This is a genomic window from Erythrobacter sp. S259, assembly GCF_057364965.1.
The window spans coordinates 2,838,935-2,855,713 of the sequence record NZ_CP200286.1; the positions used below are offsets into that span (position 1 = coordinate 2,838,935).

Genomic DNA, 16,779 nt, shown 5'->3' on the forward strand with positions numbered 1-16,779 from the left:
TCAAATATCAATGCACGAAACGCGCTACCACATCCCGGTAAGACCGGCTCACCTTCACCTCAGCGCCTGAATCGAGCACTAGGAAGCATTCGCCATTGGTGTGCGGCTTGACCTGACGGACCTGATCAAGATTGACAATCCAGCTGCGATGCACACGCTGGAAGACGCGCGGATCAAGACGGCGCTCCAGATCCTTCATCGTTTCGCGCAGGATCAACGAGTTCTCGGCAGTATAGATGCACATGTAATCGCCTGCTGCCTCGATCCGTTCGATCGAGATCCACCTCGACGCGGAAGATTTGCCCGCGGTCCTTCACATTGATGAGTTTTTCAAACCGGTCAGTGTTCTCGGCCGCCGCCTCACAGGAAAAGTCCGCCGCTCGGTCAGGGGCGACTTCTGCAAGGACGCCCATCAGTTGTTCTGCATCCTCGGCGGATTTCTTCTCAGCCAAACGCTGGCGCACGCGCTCGATCGTATCTGCCAGCTTGTCTTCATCGACCGGCTTCATCAGATAATTCACCGCATTGGCATCAAACGCACGGATCGCGTGCTCTTCATAGGCGGTGACGAAAACGAATAGCGGCGGCTCTATTTCCATCACGCCTTTGACGACGCTAAAGCCATCAAATCCGGGCATTTGAATGTCGAGAAAGACCAGATCTGGCTTCTCGGTCTTGATCTTGCGGATCGCCTCGCGCCCGTTGGAGCACGTGTCGATAATCTCAACATCTTCATGTGGCTGGAGCCGCAATTGCAGGCCCTGAATGGCGAGTTTTTCGTCGTCGACGAGGATAGTGCGAATGGTCATGCTAGGATTTTCCAATCACGCGTTGGGGGTTTCGGGGGAGTTAAGATTGATCACATTGTCCGCCGCCTCTGTATCGGGAGGTGAGGGGGCTTCAGATGTGTGGGAGGGTGAAACTGAGCTGCTCGCAGCTGTATCGCTTTCAGGCTCGAAAGGAATCTCGATCAAGACGGTAAATCCGCCGCCCGCTTGCGAGCGGGTTTCGAACAGATGGTTAGCGCCATACCCTTGTGCAAGGCGGTTCTGGATATTGGCAAGGCCGACACCGGTTGAGACAGGCTCTCCGGGACGTGGGAGGGGCCTAGCGCCTGGCATTACGCCAGGGCCTGTATCTTCGACCGAAACCCTGAGGCGCTGACCCACTACGCGGCCAGTGAGCGAAATGCGCGCGCCTTCCTCTTGCGGACCCACAGCGTATTTGATCGCGTTTTCGACCAAGGGTTGCAGCAGCATAGCAGGCAGCCGTGCCGTGAGTGCGGCCTCTTCAATATCGAAATGCGTACGCAGCCGCTCTTCAAAGCGCATGCGTTCGATATCAAGATAGAGTTGAAGCGTTTCGATCTCTTGCGCGAGAGTAACCTTGCTCCCCGGCTCTGCGATCAGGGTATGACGCAAGAATCCCGATAGCCGGGTGAGCATCGCATTAGCAGGCTCTGTTTGTTTCAAAAGAACCAAAGTGCTGATAGAATTCAATGTGTTGAACAGGAAGTGCGGATTGAGCTGATAACGCAGCATCGCCAGTTGAGCCGATGTCGCCTGCGCCTCTAATCGGTCGGCTCTGTGGGTTTGCTCTTCAACCCGGAGGAAGTAATTGATCGCGTAATACAGCGCGCTCCACCCGCCGATGATCGCAAGCGGGATGAAGCTGTACCCAACCAACCGCTGGGCAAAGCTTATTTCGCCGAGGGACCCCTGATAGACACCCTGCAACCACGCTTCGATTGTAACGTGCATAAGCACAGCAAGAGACAAAACAATAGCTGTCCCACCCCATGTAACTATGGGTTGGCGGTCAATTAACTGCCGATAGACCACAGACAGTAGAAGGGTAATGGAAAACCCGGCTATGGTGGTCACCAACAAAACCACCATTTGACTTAACGGTTGTCCATTGTTGAGTGCGATGACGGCCCGCATCAAAAAATACCCGCCCCACCCAGCGAATTGCAGGTTCCAGAAGGCGCGGTTTTTGCTCGCAAAGAAGGGCGCAGGCTGGAAATTCACCATCGACATAATAACCAGTGTAGCGCAATTTTCGGTTCATCGCACAAATTAAGGCAAAAGGGCTCGCAAACGAACGCAAAGCTGGAACCGCTGGCCGCATGGCTTGGGGCGATTGGGAAAGGCACGGGGCTAGAGCCCGGTATCTGGATCAATCTCGCGCCGGAAATGCGCGCGCCAATTCGCCTTACCCTCACTCGTCATAACGCGCTCAATGAGAGACGTTTCAGCCTCGACCCATTCTTGCCGGTCGCGCCATTTCGGGTGCGAGCCGCGCACAAACAGAAAGCTCCCGCTGGCGGGGCGATATTCGCGAAAGAAAACAGAGGCAGCGCCCAGGTTATAGCCTGCATTCACAAGCAGCCACGGCATCAAACGGTCGGCTTCCTTCTCAGTCATTCGAACGCGTTCGAATTTTCGCCCCAGTCGCTGATGGAAGCCATGATGGGCGAACAGCACATGGGCAAGCTCATGGGCAATTCCTGCGGCAAAAACATCTTCGCTGTAGCCGAAAGCCTCGGACTGAATGCCGATGTAGACGCGCTCATCATTGGCAACGAGCTTTTCGTCATTCGCGGCGAGTTCAAATCGCGCAGCGCACACAGGAACAGGATTGACCGATACAGCCTCGCTGTCGCCGAACCTGACGGAAATTGGGCTCCCATCAGCGAGCAATTGATCGAGCAGATCATGGACGCGCTTTAGCCGGGCCCATTTCTTCTCTCGGTCAGGCGCCAATGTGCTCAGATCCACCTCGCCCAAATGGGTAATCTCGCGGTTCCGGGTGAAGGCTCCGCTTGTGTGCGAGGGCGAGCCATTTGCTGCGGTCGCGACTGCGAAATCTCCTGCGAGTCTCAGCGCCCGGCGGGCAAGCTCTGGCTTTCCGAATGTCGTCACGTCCTGGATCTGTAGTCCGATGGAGGGAATAGCGCGCTCACAATGATCTGCATTAGCGCGCACCAACCTCCAGCCGACATCCTGAAGTCTTTGATCAAAGGCTTGAAAATGGGCGATGGACCCTGGCGAATGGGTGATTGCCGCTTGGTCCCATTCCTGCGCCTTAGCGGGCTGAGCCGCGCCTCCCAGAAGCGCGAGAAGTGCCAAAAACCCCAAATGTGTACGCCGAAAGACCCGAATAATCCGCCCGTTGCTGGTCAGCATTATCAGCCACCTGCACCGGCGAGCGCCTCTCTCAACCGGTCTGCTCCAACCGCGCCTGGCAACAACGTGTCGCCGGTTACAAACGCCGGAGTACCACTGAACCCGAGGTTTTGCGCGAAGGTCAGATTGCGTACGAGCTCCACAGAGACCTCATCGCTCACCGCATCCGCGCGGGCTTGCTCCATGTTGAGGCCAATAGTCTGAGCTGCGGCTTCGACGCCTTGAGCGCTTGTATCGCCGCGTTCGAACAGGGCGGAATGAAACGCCTGATAGCGCCCCTGTTTGGCTGCTGCGAGCGCCATACGGGCAGCGGTCTCGCTGCCTTCAAAAATCGGCCACTCACGCATGACGACTTTCAGCTCAGGGTCTTCGGCGATGAGGCGCGAGATGTCCTGAAAACTGCTTGCGCAATACGGGCAATTGTAATCGGTAAACTCGACCAGAACCTTTGACCCCTCCGGATTGCCCATAAAGGCGCCGGGGAAAGGGGTGTAAAGCTCCTCTTTTACAGAGGCCAAACGGTCTTTTGCATCTTTGGCAGCGAGCGCTTCGGCCACGTCCTGCAAAATCTCCGGATTTTCCATTAGATAAGCTCGGGTCCGATTGTCAGCTTGCCCTGTGTAGGACCAGGCTGCAGCCCCCAGAAACCCAAATGCGAGGGCCAAGAGCGCGGTGAGCAGCGAGTGACGGAAAGGCGAAGTCGCCGAAGAAGTCTCAGTCATGCAGGCGTGCTTAGCGGCTGTCGCGAAGCTGTTCCAGTTCCGCGCGCGCTTGAAGGCCTACATCTTGTGCACGGATCCAATCGGGCGACCCTACCGGAAGCCCTGCTTCGGCATCTTTCGCATTACGCAAAGCTTCAGGATAATTGCGGCGCATGATCTGCTGCTCAGCGCTGGCAAGTTTTGCGCGCGGAATATCACCGCGCTCGGCGTAAACGACCCCCAATTGATACCATGCGAAGGGGTTGAACCGGTCTTTTGCAACCGCTGCACGCAAGACTTTTTCCGCTTCATCATAGTTCGCCCGCTCTTCCGTTGCGATCAGAGCGTGGCCAAACATGCCAGCGATCAGCGGCTGATTGAGAGTAAGGTCTGTCGCGCGGCGAAGCGGCTCAAGCGCTTCTTTCGGGCGGCCCGATTCGAGCAAGATCTGCCCTTTGAGTTCAAGAAAATATGGGTTCTGCGCGTCAAGAGCGAGCAGCTTATCAGCCTCCGCTAACGCTTTCGTCACCTGCGCATCCTTGTGATAGGCATAAGCGCGGGCATAGCGCGCAGGGGTGCTCTGATCGCTTTCGGGATATTGTTGAAATGTGCGCTCTGGCTTGGCGAGATAGCCATAAAGCTTAGCTTGGACGGCCCGAAAACGCGCTTGGAGTTCAGGATCATCAGGGGTCTCCCAAGCGTCATCTTCGGCCAATTGCACGCGCAAGAATTGGATGCGGTCGCCCGAAAGTGGATGAGTTCGGCTGTATGCTGCATCATCCGACTGGCTGTAGCCGCGGCGAATTTCGAAATTCCTGAGCTTTTCAAAAAAGCTGATCATGCCGCGGCCTGAAATACCCGCGCCCGACAAATATCGCGCGCCTGCCTGATCGGTTGCCGCTTCCTGATTTCGGTTGAAGGCAAGGAAGTTGCCGGTTGCTGCCTGTTGGCCCGCTAAAATCGCACCGAGCGCCGCATCACCCGCGCCTGCCAAGGCAGCGCCAACGCCAAGGATCAGCGAGAGGATCGAAATGCCCTGCGCGCCCTTGGTCCGCTCTCCAAACCGAACCACATGGCCTGCGGTAATGTGACCCAGTTCATGCGCGATTACGCCTTGCACTTCATTGGCAGTGTCGGCCGCGTTCAAAAGCCCTGCGTGCACATAAACCACCTGGCCGCCTGCGACAAAAGCGTTGATCGACGCATCATTGATCAGAACGATCTCGACATTCTCAGGCTCAAGCTCTGAGGCTTCGATCAGCGGACGCGCCATATCCCGAAGGAGCGCCTCGGTCTCGGCATCGCGCAAAATGGACTGAGCTGCCACCGGTTGGAGCGACAGTGCAAATGTGGCGAGCAATGCAAGAGATGCAGCGGCTAAGGAGCGAAAAAGAGGCATATTAGATGTGCTAACGCCTTTGGGCCTGAACGGGAACTGAAGTTTTATTCAGACGCGGTCTGTGTGCGGGCAAATTGGGCGATCTTGGCCGCAATATCACGCCGCGAGCGCCAAGGTGCGGCGATCGAGATCAGCGGATCGGTGTGGTTCATATCTGGATAGAGCTCGAGCGCCGATTGGACCCCAGCATCCTCCAGCAAAGCCTTGATATTGCGCGAATGAAATGCGCCCACTGTGGTGTCCTTCTCGCCGTGGATCAGCAGCATCGGCGGGGCACTGGCGCTCACATGGTTGATCGGCTGGGTCGCATCCAAATCGGCGGCGTGGCCAAAGCTTGCCTTGGTGCTGTCTGATTCAAGAGGCAGAAAATCATAAGGGCCCGAGATCCCCACCACGCCCTTGATAGCGCCAGGCGTAAGCCCATGCCGCCCGAGCCATTTGCCCTCAAGCGCGATCATCATCATATTGTATGCACCTGCAGAATGGCCAGCAACAACAATGTTTTTCGGGTCTCCCCCATAGCTTTCAATCTCGCTATGGACCCACTCAAAGGCGCGCGCTGTATCCTCGATCATGGCGGGATATTTGCCTGCAGCCCCGAGGCGATACCCGGAAAGGACGACCACAAAGCCTTCTTCCACAAAGGCGCGTCCGACGAAATCATAGCTTTCCGGATCGCCCGAGCTCCAACTGCCACCATGGACAAACATTATGACCGGGCGAAGCGGCTTATCCGAAGCGTGCTTTTCAGGAGCCCACACGAGAAGCTTTTGATCCGGGTGATCGCCTGTCGCAATCTTGGCTTTAAGCTCTGCGCCGCCTGTCCCGCCTGTGGTCCGGTCGACAAGGCTCAAAACCGCGGGGCCATCGCGCGAAACCGCGATTTGAAGGCCGGCCGCCGCAACAATGATGACTGCCAACACAACGCCTAAGGTCCATGCCATGATCCGATAGGGTCCTTTGGTTTTGCGATTGCGTTCGGTTGGAGGTGTTTGCGTGTTCATCGCCCCCTATTGGGGCGCGATACCTGCGGCGTAAAGGGTATGGGCCAATCAAAAAGGGGCGATTGCCGCTCCGGCATCGCCCCTATTGAAAAGACTTTGGCTCAGACCCGTTTCAGCCGATGAGTTTTTTGCCGGCACGCTCAATCAAAGCAACATCATCAGCAATTTCACCGATCATTGCGACATTGCCTTCGCCATCGCGGCGCACCATTACCAACGAAAATTCTGGCCCATCCGAGGAGAGCGCGTCAAACATGAGCGCATCAAGCTCGCGCAATTTCTGTGCAAGCCTTGCGCGGACGTCGCCTTCTTCCTCGACCTCTTGTCCTGCCTCTTCACGGCGCAGGCGGCGTTCGCTCGCGACAACCGCTTTGAGGCCGCCTTCCGCATCGCCAAGGTAATCGGCGAGCGCGCCGCGCTCCAATCCAAGGCGGTGTGCATGGGTCAATACCGCAGCATATTCGGTCACCCGTGTTTTGTCGTAATCTGCGCCAAAAACGAGCTTCACAACCGGTGTCATCGGCGCGCGTTCCTGCACCGCAAGTCCGCATTCATCAATAAGTTCAGCAAAGGCTTCAGGCTCATCTTTTGCGGCAAGCGAGACGTCATAGGCGCGGCCAACGGCGGCATAGAGCGCATGGCGGCTGCGATCTTCAGAAACGCGGGCGCTCTGGGCAAGCTCGCGTGCTGAGGCGAGGCAGTCATAAAGGGTCGCGTCAGGATCAAAGGCGTAGTCGCTGCCCTTTTGCTCGTGGTTCAATTCTTTGCCGGCTGGCGCCTGATCAGGGGAAACTTCATCCCACAGTTCACCGGCACCCTCTCGGACATCATCTTCGCCCGCGTTTTCTTCAGCGCCGTCTTCTTCCCCTTCGACTTTGTAGTCATCGGGATCAAACCGGTCTGCTTCCAGATCAACGGCTTTTTTCGATGGGGCCTCAAGATAGTCGGCGAGCGAGGCAAAGCTGTAGGATGGCTTGTCGCTTCCTTCTTCGTCCTCGTCGATCTCTTCTCCGAACTCGTCAATTTCCGGATCATCCAGATTGAAAAGGCCAAAGTCAGGGGCGGGAAAATCAGTATCAAAGTCTGCAGGGGCACTTACCATCTCATCAGAAAGGTTCGCGACATTATCATCGGTGCTCAGCTGCGCTGCTGCCTCGTCTTCGGCCCACAGGTCCATTTCGCCCGGCTCGGCGATTTCATCAGGGGCGCTAGCGGCTTCGTGAGCGGGCAGAATCGGCCCATTCTGTAAGCGGTCCAGCGTTATGTTTCTGGGCCTCGTCGGTCTCATCCTGCGCCCGGCCAGCAAGCTTGTCGTCAATCGCCTGATCAATTGCTAGCAAAAGCTCATCAGCCGTCGCGGCATCGGCCATCTCTTTCCAGTTGATAACACCGTAGATGAAATCAATCGTCTCGTCGTCGCTAGAGAAGGGCAAAAGGATCCCGCGATAGAGCACGGATGCACCGCGTTCGTTCACAAATTCTGCCTCAAATCCAATCGGTGCCTGATTGGCGAGGATTTGCATGTAATGGTCGGTGATCCGGCTCAAAAGTGAGCGTGGGGGCACGTCTGAAAGGTGCTGGATCAAAGGTTTCTGAGCGCCGCATTCCTCTGCGAGTTTGTCGCCGAGGAATTGCACCGCTGGGTCTTCGATGCCTTTGGAGAAATCGAGCAATACAGAGTTTGGCCCGAAGTCTGTGAGGTTTTCAGGACTCAGCTCTTCGATCGAGGGGAAGTTGGCATCACCCAAGAGGCTGGCCCAGTGATTGTAGGCGCGAACCTGCATACGCCGCTCATCTTGGCCGATGGCCTCTGGTGGCATTTCGCGCACCATCTCTTCTTCGCGTGCATCATTATCCGCGCCCCAATCGGGCGTGTCTTCGGCGGGTGTGCCGCTCTCAAAAGGTCCGCGAAGAGTATCCATGATTAGGCCAAATGCCCCCGAGCTAATACAGTCTTTGGGAGGGTTCTGGCGCTACGTGGTAAACATCACGTTAAGTGCGCATGTAATCTTTGGTCTGCTCGATTATTTCCAGCGCAGGCAGCGCTGGCTGCAACTAAAGGAAATACCGCATCTTGATGCTTAGGTTCTGATCAGCAGATCCCACAGTAAAAACCGCATCGCTCCAATCAGGCGGCGCCATGCGCACGGGCGCATCGCGCGAAAAACCATACCCCTCTTTGGGGGCCATGCCGAGAACGCGGTTGGCTTTGCCGTCTTCATTTTCATCGTGAAGCAAAGCGATCGCATAGTCACCCGGCGTCACATCATCGAATGTGATCGTGATTGTGCCCGCGGCCTTTACAACCGTGCGGTGAGAATTGGGATCACGCCGGCAACGCGGAAAAATGCTCTCCTTTGTGGTCATGCACGCGCGCACCACGCCTTTGATATTGCGCAGATCGGTGACTTCAATCGTCACTGTTCCAGCCGAAGCAGGCGCGGCAGCGGCAACCATTGCACCGCCAGCAAGGCAGAGCGCCATTCGGCCAATCGACACAGACAGCGTACGCCCGGTCGAATGACCAATCGCAGTTGCAGCTAAGGCGCGTTCTCCGCCTCGCGCTCGAAGCGCCGCGAAAGACCTCGGTCGGTTCCGCAAACCTTGTCCCAAAATCGGAAATAGAGACCAAAATTGCATTGATATTCCTCGTGATGCCTCTCGTGATGGCTAGCGGTTATCACAGCGCTTCCCAATGAAGAATGAACAAGCCAGCGAGGAAATATCTCCCACCCCATATGGTTCACCACCCCCATTATCGTTGCGACGCTTAGCACGATTCCAAGCATCGCCAAATGGATCGGCACAATAAAGACGAGGATTGGTATGAGAATTGCCCCGCTAAGGCTCTCCACCGGGTGAAAACTCATCGCGGTCCAAGCGGTAGGCGGCTTGCTGTCATGATGGACTTTATGCGCCAGTCGAAACAGCCCCTTCCATTGATGCATCGCCCTGTGGCTCCAGTAAAACCAGCTGTCCTGGACAAACAAATAGATCAGCACGGAAAGCGGCAAATACCACAAGGGGTACGCGTTCCAGTCGGTGTAGATGAGAGCAAAATCATGGTGCCGCCAAAGCCAGAAGACCGCGCCCGCAGGTACGCCGTATATAACCGCTGCGATGAACGAATATCGTATCTCGCTTGCGATCTGGCTGCGCTGACTAAAATACAGGCCCGGGCGCGCTTTACCTGTCATCCAGGCAAAGGCTCCACTGAAGAGTAAATAGCGCAAGGCCACCATCGCGCTCATGGCTAAGCCGACGATCAGAAATGCGAGCCATACAGGGGTGTCTGCGGGTACCATGGCAGATGCTTATGGCTCAGATGTCCAGCTTCGCACAGACCTATCTGCAATCGGGCGGGCGCGCTTAGCCAACACTCAGCCTGCGCTGTCCAGATCTGTGCAACGCGGGTCCATCAAAGCGGTGTTGCGGCGCATCGCGGTGCGGGCCAATCTTTCAATCTGAGCTTTGCGCCGCGCTGCTGCCAACGGTTCAAGCGAGGCCTGACGCACGATTTCTGCATCATAGGCATCGGCGACAATGATCCCGCATCTGCCAGGACTATACCCCGCATTCTGGAGCGGGCTACGGTCCAGTTCAGCGGGCACACCCCAGAAAAAGCGATCGCAATATTCGAGATATTCAGGCCATTTGCTGTCACCAAGCAGATCACCTTTGGCGACCTTGATCTCGACAATGATCACCTGACCGCGCACATCTATTCCCATCAAATCAGCGCGGCGATTGTTTTTAAGGGTCATTTCCTCAAGGCACCAAATATCATTGCGGGCAAACAGCCGCTTGATCCCGCGCGCCACATCTCGCGCCGTTCGCGCGGCGCTGCCGGTTGTATTGTTCTCAAGAATGGATTGATCGGTGCCGGTCATTTGCACCAGATGGAACATAATAAGAACAGCGTCAAGCCGTAACGCGCCTACCCTGCGACCGGCTCCATAGCTGTCACGATGGCGCTGCGGGCGTGATAGAATTCCCGCCACAATGCGAGCGCTGGTGTGTGTGTGCACTGGCATCGCAGCTCAAGAGTGTTCAAGGCTTTGAGGCCCATCGCCATCAGCCTTTCGGTGTCTTCAAGCATGTGTAGCACCGCATCAAGACGCGCGCCTTCCAAGCCGCGAACCGCACTAGAGAAGTCGTTCGTGTCTTCGCTAAAGCTCTCTCCAGACAGGTCAGCCATTACGGCGACTTGCCTCGCCTTGTCGTTCAGACTGATCCAGCGCTGCTCAAGCGAGCCATCGGGAGCCAGGCTGGTGTGAACAGTTGGGGCAGGCGTATTTTGCATTATTGATGGATAGCGCACGGTCCCTTGCCGAAGAGTTAAATCTGCACTGCGTTCAGGCGGGTAGCTGCGTAGAGCAGGCGGAGCTCGCGATTAACTCTAGCCTATCGGCAAAACGCTTGCTAATCGCCGCGCCCACCGCTCAAAAGGCACTTGCGCGTTCGCATTCCATAGACGACAAGCGCCAAACCCAAAGCACCCGTAGCTCAGCTGGATAGAGCGCTGCCCTCCGAAGGCAGAGGCCAGAGGTTCGAATCCTCTCGGGTGCGCCATTATTTCAATGACTTAGCGGGATTGTTTTTCGTTCGTACGGAATGAGTTTGGAAAACAGGGGGTCAGTATGGTCCGCCAAGCTCGCAATCCGACAATCGTAGCGCGGCTGGCAGTCCAGACCATCGCGGGTCCTACCTGTCGAATGCGCCAGCGTTGAGCACTAGCTGACCGCATTTTCTCCGGCTGGGCAGCTTCTAGGCGATAGTTTCAGTCAGAAGTTACAGTCTGGGCCATAGCGGCTGGCCTGCTTAGAATGGGCGAACTGTGCGGATCGCAAACAACTCGCGCACCCTGTCGAATTTCAACCCCTGTTTCAGGGGCTTGCTTTTTGATGAGTTGGCTGCGGATCAGCGCAAACCCGCTCAACTCGTAGGTGGGTTGCTTCCGCCCGAACCGCGTTTCATCCATAATACGAGTGGCTTATGTCCCGAAGTCGCGGGGTAGGGTGTGCCCAAAATTGTTCCCCATATGTGCAAGGTCTGATCTACCACCACCCCGACCGATCAATGGGGGCAAAGGCACTGGTTTCAAGCGGATTCTCTAGCCCAAACCGGGCTTGAGGGGAAGTCATAAGGACGAGAGCTTTTTCTCTTGGCTGCCCTTTTTGGTAACAGATAGCCACTTCAACAGGACAAACTGAAACCCGCAATTTGCTGTCCGCATAGGGCTCGAAGTTCTGCAGTTTACATGCGGTCACTCTGCGTGATTCGTCCGCTTTTGGGAGTTCAAGTACCTTAAGGCTACGACCGACTTTGGGAGTGAAAGCGGACATAGAAAACTCATGATTCTCAAGGTTGAAATATTTCGCAGCAAATTACTTTACAAAGCAAAGTAATTTGCGTATCCGGTGCCTATGAGTGAATTCGATTCGGCTCTCGATGATATCGCTAGAGTGCGCGAGCAACTTGCCGCTAGCAGTCGCTTTCAGGGCTTTGCCCCGGGGGTGGTCGCAGTGACTGGTCTGCTCGCTTTTGCTCTGGGGGCCTGGCAGGCCTTGAACCAAAGGGACGACTTACTTGTTTGGATTTTGTTTGCAGCCATTTCTGGGCTCTTAATCGGAATTGAGGCCGTTGGGCGGGCCCGAAAAGCCCACCGCTCTATGGCAGACAAGATGCTCAGCTCCACCCTGAGCCGCTTTCTGCCTGTTGCGGTAGCCGGAGGTGCGATTGGGACCCTAATCATCGTGCAAATGCCCGAGCATAGTCGGTTGCTCCCTGGAATTTGGCAGTTCTTGATGGGCATTGGCATCTTTGCAGTTTTAGTCGGATTACCCAAGCAGATGGCAATTGCAGGCGGGTTCTATTTCGTGACTGGAGCATTGAGCCTGTCACTCAGCGGCGCAGAGGGGCCATCTGCAGCATTGCTTATGACGCTCCCGTTTGGCGCTGGTCAGCTATTGGTAGCCGCCATTCTCTACCTAACATCTAAGGAGTCGAGTCATGGCTAAAGGCAATAAGGCCCCATTTGCTTTCGAAGGGCTTGAGAGGCTTTTCCACGAAAAGGCTAGGCTTAGCATCATGACATCGCTTGCGGATCATCCAGACGGTCTGAGTTTCACTGAGCTACGTGACCTGTGCGGGCTCACTGATGGCAATTTGAGCCGCCATGTCCAGATTTTAGAGGAGGCCCGAATGCTCAAGGTTAGCAAAGGGTTTGAAGGGCGGCGGCCGCTCACGACTTGTGCGCTGACTGATCAAGGCCGCGCACGGTTCTCTGACTACTTGGGAGTCTTGGAGCAAGTCCTTCGTAGCGCTCGGCCTACCAATGAACTCGCATCCTCGCTTAAAGGAAGGCTCGCATGATTAGAAACTCCACCCCGACGCCAACCGAGCGGCACAATCCTGCAACCCGCGGGCTATCAGCCCCTTTTTTGCCTAGTAACTTTGTACTGCAAAGTACTTTCTTTGGTCTGAGGCAATCGCAGTTTCGCCGACGACAGGCGCTGACTATATTCGCATACTCGACATTCGTCTCGGCTATCGTCTGCCTTTCTTTTTGGTAGATTTAGAGGCAGCCTCGCCGGTTGCGCTGGGCCTGACATTTCCCGGGGCTGGGTTTCTGCATTGGCTCGCTGAGGGTCAGTTCATTTTATCTGGAGCCGGGTTTGCATTAGGCGTTGGTGCCTTCGCCATCGCCCTGGTTGTTTGGTTTGCGACTGGCAATTTATTGGCTCCGCTTGCCACTTGGATTAGCCTGGCTGCGCTTGCCGCGTTCCCAGAGCTTATTGGGCTAGCTCCAACCGTTTCGAAGTATCAGATTCCATGGATCGTTGGCCCCAGCGTCGCTCTTGCAGGATGGCTGTTATGGCTTTTGTTTCGTCCATCTCTTCGGACTGGAGCGTCAGCAAGGGTGTCGTTCCCAAAGGTTGAAAGCGCACAACCGGCCCCAATAGCCTCAACCAACGAGAATAACGCCCGGCTTCGACTGTTGCTCGACCGCGCTCTACAACCAAGGGACACCTTTAAAGGGTTCGAATGGCGTGATCAGTTTCAGACAGCTGCGGTTCGGTATCAAGTGAACTTCTTGAGCTATGCTGTGTCCATGGCGAAGGCACGACATGCTCCATCGGCTTCAGCCTATTTCGACGATGCTCAAGAGCAGTTAATGGAGAAAATCGGCAGCCAATGTTTGTGGCGATATTGGGGATTGGAGAATGCGTGGGGCAATCTCAAACTCAATCGTGATCCCATTCCGCATCAGAACATCATGTATTCCGGCTTCACCCTGCTCCAAATGGCGCTGGCTGGCAAAGATTGCCTCAGATTGAAACGTGGTAGCGAGATATGGCGACGCTATTCCATGGATGACATCGCGGAAGCGCTCAAACGTCAGTATTGCAGTAGCTCCTATGGCCTGCTGGCGTGCGAACCAAATTGGGTTTACCCGCTTTGCAATCTCATCACGATGGCGGCCATCAAAGCCAGTGACACGCAGCTTGAATCGGACCGGTGGGAGAACCTCCGGGAACCGTTTCTCGCATCACTTGACCGGGAGGCCACCCGCTCAGACGGGAGCTTCATTGCCTTTCGTTCCAGCTTGACTGGTTTCGCGCCGCCCGCGCCTGGTGGTATCGTGATGCAGGCGTTCCCCTGCTTGTTTCTCAATGCGCTCTCGCCAGAACGCGCCCAGCAGCAATGGCACTATGTGCGCGGCAAACTGGACAAAGGATCTTGGAAGCGTCTGTTCTGGCCGATCGATACAGGGAACTATGGGTTCAGCCGCGCATCTGGATACGCCGCAACCGCAGCTGCTGCGATGGAAATGGGCGATGTAGAGGTGGCGGAAGAGTGTTTGAGACGGCTTGAAATTGAATGCCCTACGCATCAAAGCGGCGGTGTTGCCCACAGATCGAATGCATCGCTTTGGGCTCATGCGCTCGAGGTGTTTGCACGCAGCAATCGGCCCAATGGCCTCAGCGAGCTTATCGGCACCGCCACACCTTCAAGTCGACCTCATCTTGCCTCGCTGAACTACGAGCAAGCTCAAATTCTCTTCGCTCAAAGCAACAGGGACGGGCTGGAATTCACCCTGGCACCCGCCCGCAATCCTGTCTCGACCCACATCGAAGTGGGCGAATTACAGCCGCACCGCGAATACACGACCGGTCTTAGCGAGCGCCGTTTTGTCACAACAGATGCAAGCGGCTCCGCCAGCTTTACGGTTTCACTTTCTGGCGAGACCAAATTTTTCATCCATCCCGCATTTTAGAGGAAGTGAGCATGGTCTGTTGTACAATCATCGCGGCCCTTTTGGCTCTGCTGTTGCGACCATTTATCTCAATGCAGGCCAATCCACTTGAATGGAGACTGGCCGAAGCAGGGGGAGCACAAGCTGGTACCACGGGGAGAGCCGAGACTCGTTTTGCAAGTGTCTCATTTGCGCTTGCGGGCTGGGAGTTTGTCGCCCGCAATGAGCCAAACATGCGCATCCACATTGCCGCCTCGACCTGTGTGGTGGCGCTTGGGCTGATGCTCCAAATACCGATTTCTGATTGGCGCTGGCTTATCATCGCAATCGCCACCGTATTCGTCGCCGAGGCGCTAAACACCGCCGTTGAGCAGGCCTGCAATGCGACCAGTCGCGAATTTAACCCAGCGATCAAGGCCGCAAAAGATGTCGCAGCTGGTGGTGTGCTGATCGCTGCGATTGCTGCAGGATTGATAGGAGCTAGCGTGTTTCTGCCCCACTTGGTTAGCAGCGAGCATATGGCAGATCAGACATCACTTCATCCTATGTGTCATGGGAATATTTGATGCGGATTGTTCTTGTTAACGTCCCGCATCCAGCGATTGGTAGCCGTATCCCAGACGATCACCTGCCGCCGCTTGGTCTGCTTATGGTCGGCGGTCCATTGATCGATGATGGGCATGAGGTTTGTCTGATTGACGGTGAGTTTGGACCGATGCCGCTTGCGGACTTAGTCCGTGAGGTCGTGCGGCTTGCCCCTGACGCGGTTCTTTTTGGTCATTCGGGTTCTTCCTCTGGGCATCCTATCATCAGCAAAGTGGCTGAGGCCGTGAAAGAGTGCCTTCCCAATTGCCACATCATTTATGGAGGCGTTCATCCCACCTACTTTTGGCGAGAAATCCTCACTAAGGAGCCTTGGGTTGATGCAATCGTCAAAGGGGAAGGTGAAGAAACGGCAAGACACTTAATGAAGGCCTTCGAGGACGGTTCGGCGCTCGATGCCGTTGACGGAATTGCCTTTCGCAAATCAGGACAGCTCTTCGCCACCAAACCTGCAAGCGTCATTCGCGACCTTGATGCGTATCGGATTGGTTGGGAACTCATAGACTTTGACCGCTACAGTTATTGGGGTGGCAAGCGAGCCGTTGTTGTCCAATTTTCACGGGGATGTCCGCATCTTTGCACCTATTGCGGTCAAAGAGGGTTTTGGACACGCTGGAGGCATCGTGACCCCGTTCTATTCGCCCGTGAGATCGCTCATCTTCACCGAGAACATGGCGTTGAGGTTTTCAACTTTGCCGATGAGAACCCATCCGCTGGACGAAAAGCTTGGAAGGCTTTTCTGAAGGCACTGATTGCAGAAGAGATTGATGTGACCTTGGTTGGCTCAACCCGCGCGGATGACATTGTCCGTGATGCTGAGTTTCTTCACCTCTATAAGCAAGCCGGGTTTGAGCGGTTTCTGATGGGGACCGAGGATGTCGATGAGGCAACGCTCAAGCTTGTCAAAAAAGGTGGTAAGACGAGCTCAGACCGAGAAGCGATCCGTCTGCTTCGAAAACACAACATTTTGTCCATGGCGACGTGGGTCGCTGGATTTGTTGATCAGACAGATCGCGACATGATCCGGGCTTTACGCACTTTGATCGCCTATGATCCCGATCAGATTCAGGCGCTATATGTCACGCCTCATCGCTGGACGCCCTACTTTCGTGAAGCCGAAGAGCGAGAGGTTGTTCAGACTGATAAGACAAAATGGGACTACAAACATCAGGTTCTGGGGATGCAGAGAATGCCGTCGTGGCGACTTTTTCTGTGGGTCAAAGTGGTTGAGGCATGCATGCAGCTGCGTCCCCGCGCACTTAAACGATTCTTGTGGAACCCAGACCCAAAAATACGACACGCGATCCGCTGGTACTACAAGATGGGCCGACGAGTTTGGCTGCATGAAATCGCTGGATTTTTCCTCCGCGATCGTACCGGACCAACTGGCGTTAGTGTTGGGCGTTTTCTGGGAAATTCCCAAGAAGCCGAGGAGGAGGCCATGTCCATTTGAAGGGAGACCTTGCCGAGGGCTGGTTGATGAATGCGATAATGTGCGCAATTGGATCGTAAGGGGAACGGCAGTTTTTAGGCGCCTTGCTCCCAAGAGCGCACTGACCGCTTTCGGCCCCGATCAAGCCATTGCAAAAGGTCTGCAAATAGGGGTGGATGCAGGCATTATTAT

15 protein-coding genes, 1 tRNA gene and 2 pseudogenes are annotated in these 16,779 nt (G+C 55.5%); 6 read left to right on the top strand and 12 right to left on the bottom strand.

What is annotated here, in order from left to right; all coding sequences use genetic code 11:
* Positions 1-7: 7 nt before the first annotated feature.
* From AC0V60_RS13510 to AC0V60_RS13565, 12 genes and pseudogenes are all read right to left on the bottom strand, one after another.
* Positions 8-809 (bottom strand): annotated as a pseudogene (locus tag AC0V60_RS13510) (LytR/AlgR family response regulator transcription factor).
* A gap of 15 nt (positions 810-824) precedes the next feature.
* Positions 825-2,039: a sensor histidine kinase gene (locus AC0V60_RS13515; protein WP_486178964.1), complete on the bottom strand. Its 1,215-nt coding sequence runs from the start codon at positions 2,037-2,039 to the stop codon at positions 825-827.
* Between the two features lie 120 nt (positions 2,040-2,159).
* Positions 2,160-3,188: a M48 family metalloprotease gene (locus AC0V60_RS13520; protein WP_486178965.1), complete on the bottom strand. Its 1,029-nt coding sequence runs from the start codon at positions 3,186-3,188 to the stop codon at positions 2,160-2,162.
* A gap of 2 nt (positions 3,189-3,190) precedes the next feature.
* Positions 3,191-3,910 carry a DsbA family protein gene (locus AC0V60_RS13525; protein ID WP_486178966.1) on the bottom strand — a complete coding sequence of 240 codons (720 nt, stop codon included), beginning with the start codon at positions 3,908-3,910 and terminating at the stop codon, positions 3,191-3,193.
* A gap of 10 nt (positions 3,911-3,920) precedes the next feature.
* Positions 3,921-5,288: a M48 family metalloprotease gene (locus AC0V60_RS13530; RefSeq protein ID WP_486178967.1), complete on the bottom strand. Its 1,368-nt coding sequence runs from the start codon at positions 5,286-5,288 to the stop codon at positions 3,921-3,923.
* A 44-nt stretch (positions 5,289-5,332) separates the two neighbouring features.
* Positions 5,333-6,292 (bottom strand): alpha/beta hydrolase, encoded by a 960-nt coding sequence (locus AC0V60_RS13535; RefSeq protein ID WP_486178968.1) that lies wholly within the window; start codon positions 6,290-6,292, stop codon positions 5,333-5,335.
* Positions 6,293-6,404: 112 nt separating this feature from the next.
* Positions 6,405-7,580, bottom strand: coding sequence for a hypothetical protein (locus AC0V60_RS13540; RefSeq protein ID WP_486178969.1), 1,176 nt, complete (start codon positions 7,578-7,580; stop codon positions 6,405-6,407).
* A gap of 28 nt (positions 7,581-7,608) precedes the next feature.
* Positions 7,609-8,214 (bottom strand): annotated as a pseudogene (locus AC0V60_RS13545) (PAS domain-containing protein); the annotation flags it as partial.
* Between the two features lie 133 nt (positions 8,215-8,347).
* A complete protein-coding gene (locus AC0V60_RS13550) occupies positions 8,348-8,776 on the bottom strand; it encodes a DUF2141 domain-containing protein (protein WP_486178970.1) in 429 nt (142 codons plus the stop codon).
* A 56-nt stretch (positions 8,777-8,832) separates the two neighbouring features.
* On the bottom strand, positions 8,833-9,597 hold the full coding sequence (locus tag AC0V60_RS13555) for a sterol desaturase family protein (RefSeq protein WP_486178971.1): 765 nt from the start codon (positions 9,595-9,597) through the stop codon (positions 8,833-8,835).
* A 75-nt stretch (positions 9,598-9,672) separates the two neighbouring features.
* A complete protein-coding gene (locus AC0V60_RS13560) occupies positions 9,673-10,182 on the bottom strand; it encodes an MmcB family DNA repair protein (RefSeq protein WP_486179502.1) in 510 nt (169 codons plus the stop codon).
* Positions 10,183-10,229: 47 nt separating this feature from the next.
* A complete protein-coding gene (locus tag AC0V60_RS13565) occupies positions 10,230-10,595 on the bottom strand; it encodes a hypothetical protein (protein ID WP_486178972.1) in 366 nt (121 codons plus the stop codon).
* A gap of 192 nt (positions 10,596-10,787) precedes the next feature.
* Between AC0V60_RS13565 and AC0V60_RS13570 the strand changes: the two genes are divergently transcribed.
* From AC0V60_RS13570 to bchE, 6 genes are all read left to right on the top strand, one after another.
* A tRNA-Arg gene (locus tag AC0V60_RS13570) sits at positions 10,788-10,864 on the top strand.
* A gap of 854 nt (positions 10,865-11,718) precedes the next feature.
* Positions 11,719-12,312 (top strand): hypothetical protein, encoded by a 594-nt coding sequence (locus AC0V60_RS13575; RefSeq protein WP_486178973.1) that lies wholly within the window; start codon positions 11,719-11,721, stop codon positions 12,310-12,312.
* Positions 12,305-12,667: a winged helix-turn-helix domain-containing protein gene (locus AC0V60_RS13580; protein ID WP_486178974.1), complete on the top strand. Its 363-nt coding sequence runs from the start codon at positions 12,305-12,307 to the stop codon at positions 12,665-12,667. Before AC0V60_RS13575 ends, AC0V60_RS13580 begins: the two co-directional genes overlap by 8 nt.
* A gap of 712 nt (positions 12,668-13,379) precedes the next feature.
* Positions 13,380-14,573, top strand: coding sequence for a linalool dehydratase/isomerase domain-containing protein (locus AC0V60_RS13585; protein ID WP_486179503.1), 1,194 nt, complete (start codon positions 13,380-13,382; stop codon positions 14,571-14,573).
* A gap of 71 nt (positions 14,574-14,644) precedes the next feature.
* Complete coding sequence (locus AC0V60_RS13590) at positions 14,645-15,118, top strand: diacylglycerol kinase family protein (protein WP_486178975.1); 474 nt, start codon at positions 14,645-14,647, stop codon at positions 15,116-15,118.
* Positions 15,118-16,608: a magnesium-protoporphyrin IX monomethyl ester anaerobic oxidative cyclase gene (bchE, locus tag AC0V60_RS13595; protein WP_486178976.1), complete on the top strand. Its 1,491-nt coding sequence runs from the start codon at positions 15,118-15,120 to the stop codon at positions 16,606-16,608. The genes AC0V60_RS13590 and bchE overlap by 1 nt, the downstream gene beginning before the upstream one ends.
* Positions 16,609-16,779: the final 171 nt, after the last annotated feature.

Bases quoted from the DNA above. Each gene is read 5' to 3' on its own strand.
- AC0V60_RS13515 (WP_486178964.1), bottom strand. From the start codon at position 2,039: ATGTCGATGGTGAATTTCCAGCCTGCGCCCTTCTTTGCGAGCAAAAAC.
- AC0V60_RS13520 (WP_486178965.1), bottom strand. From the start codon at position 3,188: ATGCTGACCAGCAACGGGCGGATTATTCGGGTCTTTCGGCGTACACAT.
- AC0V60_RS13525 (WP_486178966.1), bottom strand. From the start codon at position 3,910: ATGACTGAGACTTCTTCGGCGACTTCGCCTTTCCGTCACTCGCTGCTC.
- AC0V60_RS13530 (WP_486178967.1), bottom strand. From the start codon at position 5,288: ATGCCTCTTTTTCGCTCCTTAGCCGCTGCATCTCTTGCATTGCTCGCC.
- AC0V60_RS13535 (WP_486178968.1), bottom strand. From the start codon at position 6,292: ATGAACACGCAAACACCTCCAACCGAACGCAATCGCAAAACCAAAGGA.
- AC0V60_RS13540 (WP_486178969.1), bottom strand. From the start codon at position 7,580: ATGAGACCGACGAGGCCCAGAAACATAACGCTGGACCGCTTACAGAAT.
- AC0V60_RS13550 (WP_486178970.1), bottom strand. From the start codon at position 8,776: ATGGCGCTCTGCCTTGCTGGCGGTGCAATGGTTGCCGCTGCCGCGCCT.
- AC0V60_RS13555 (WP_486178971.1), bottom strand. From the start codon at position 9,597: ATGGTACCCGCAGACACCCCTGTATGGCTCGCATTTCTGATCGTCGGC.
- AC0V60_RS13560 (WP_486179502.1), bottom strand. From the start codon at position 10,182: ATGACCGGCACCGATCAATCCATTCTTGAGAACAATACAACCGGCAGC.
- AC0V60_RS13565 (WP_486178972.1), bottom strand. From the start codon at position 10,595: ATGCAAAATACGCCTGCCCCAACTGTTCACACCAGCCTGGCTCCCGAT.
- AC0V60_RS13575 (WP_486178973.1), top strand. From the start codon at position 11,719: ATGAGTGAATTCGATTCGGCTCTCGATGATATCGCTAGAGTGCGCGAG.
- AC0V60_RS13580 (WP_486178974.1), top strand. From the start codon at position 12,305: ATGGCTAAAGGCAATAAGGCCCCATTTGCTTTCGAAGGGCTTGAGAGG.
- AC0V60_RS13590 (WP_486178975.1), top strand. From the start codon at position 14,645: ATGCAGGCCAATCCACTTGAATGGAGACTGGCCGAAGCAGGGGGAGCA.
- bchE (WP_486178976.1), top strand. From the start codon at position 15,118: ATGCGGATTGTTCTTGTTAACGTCCCGCATCCAGCGATTGGTAGCCGT.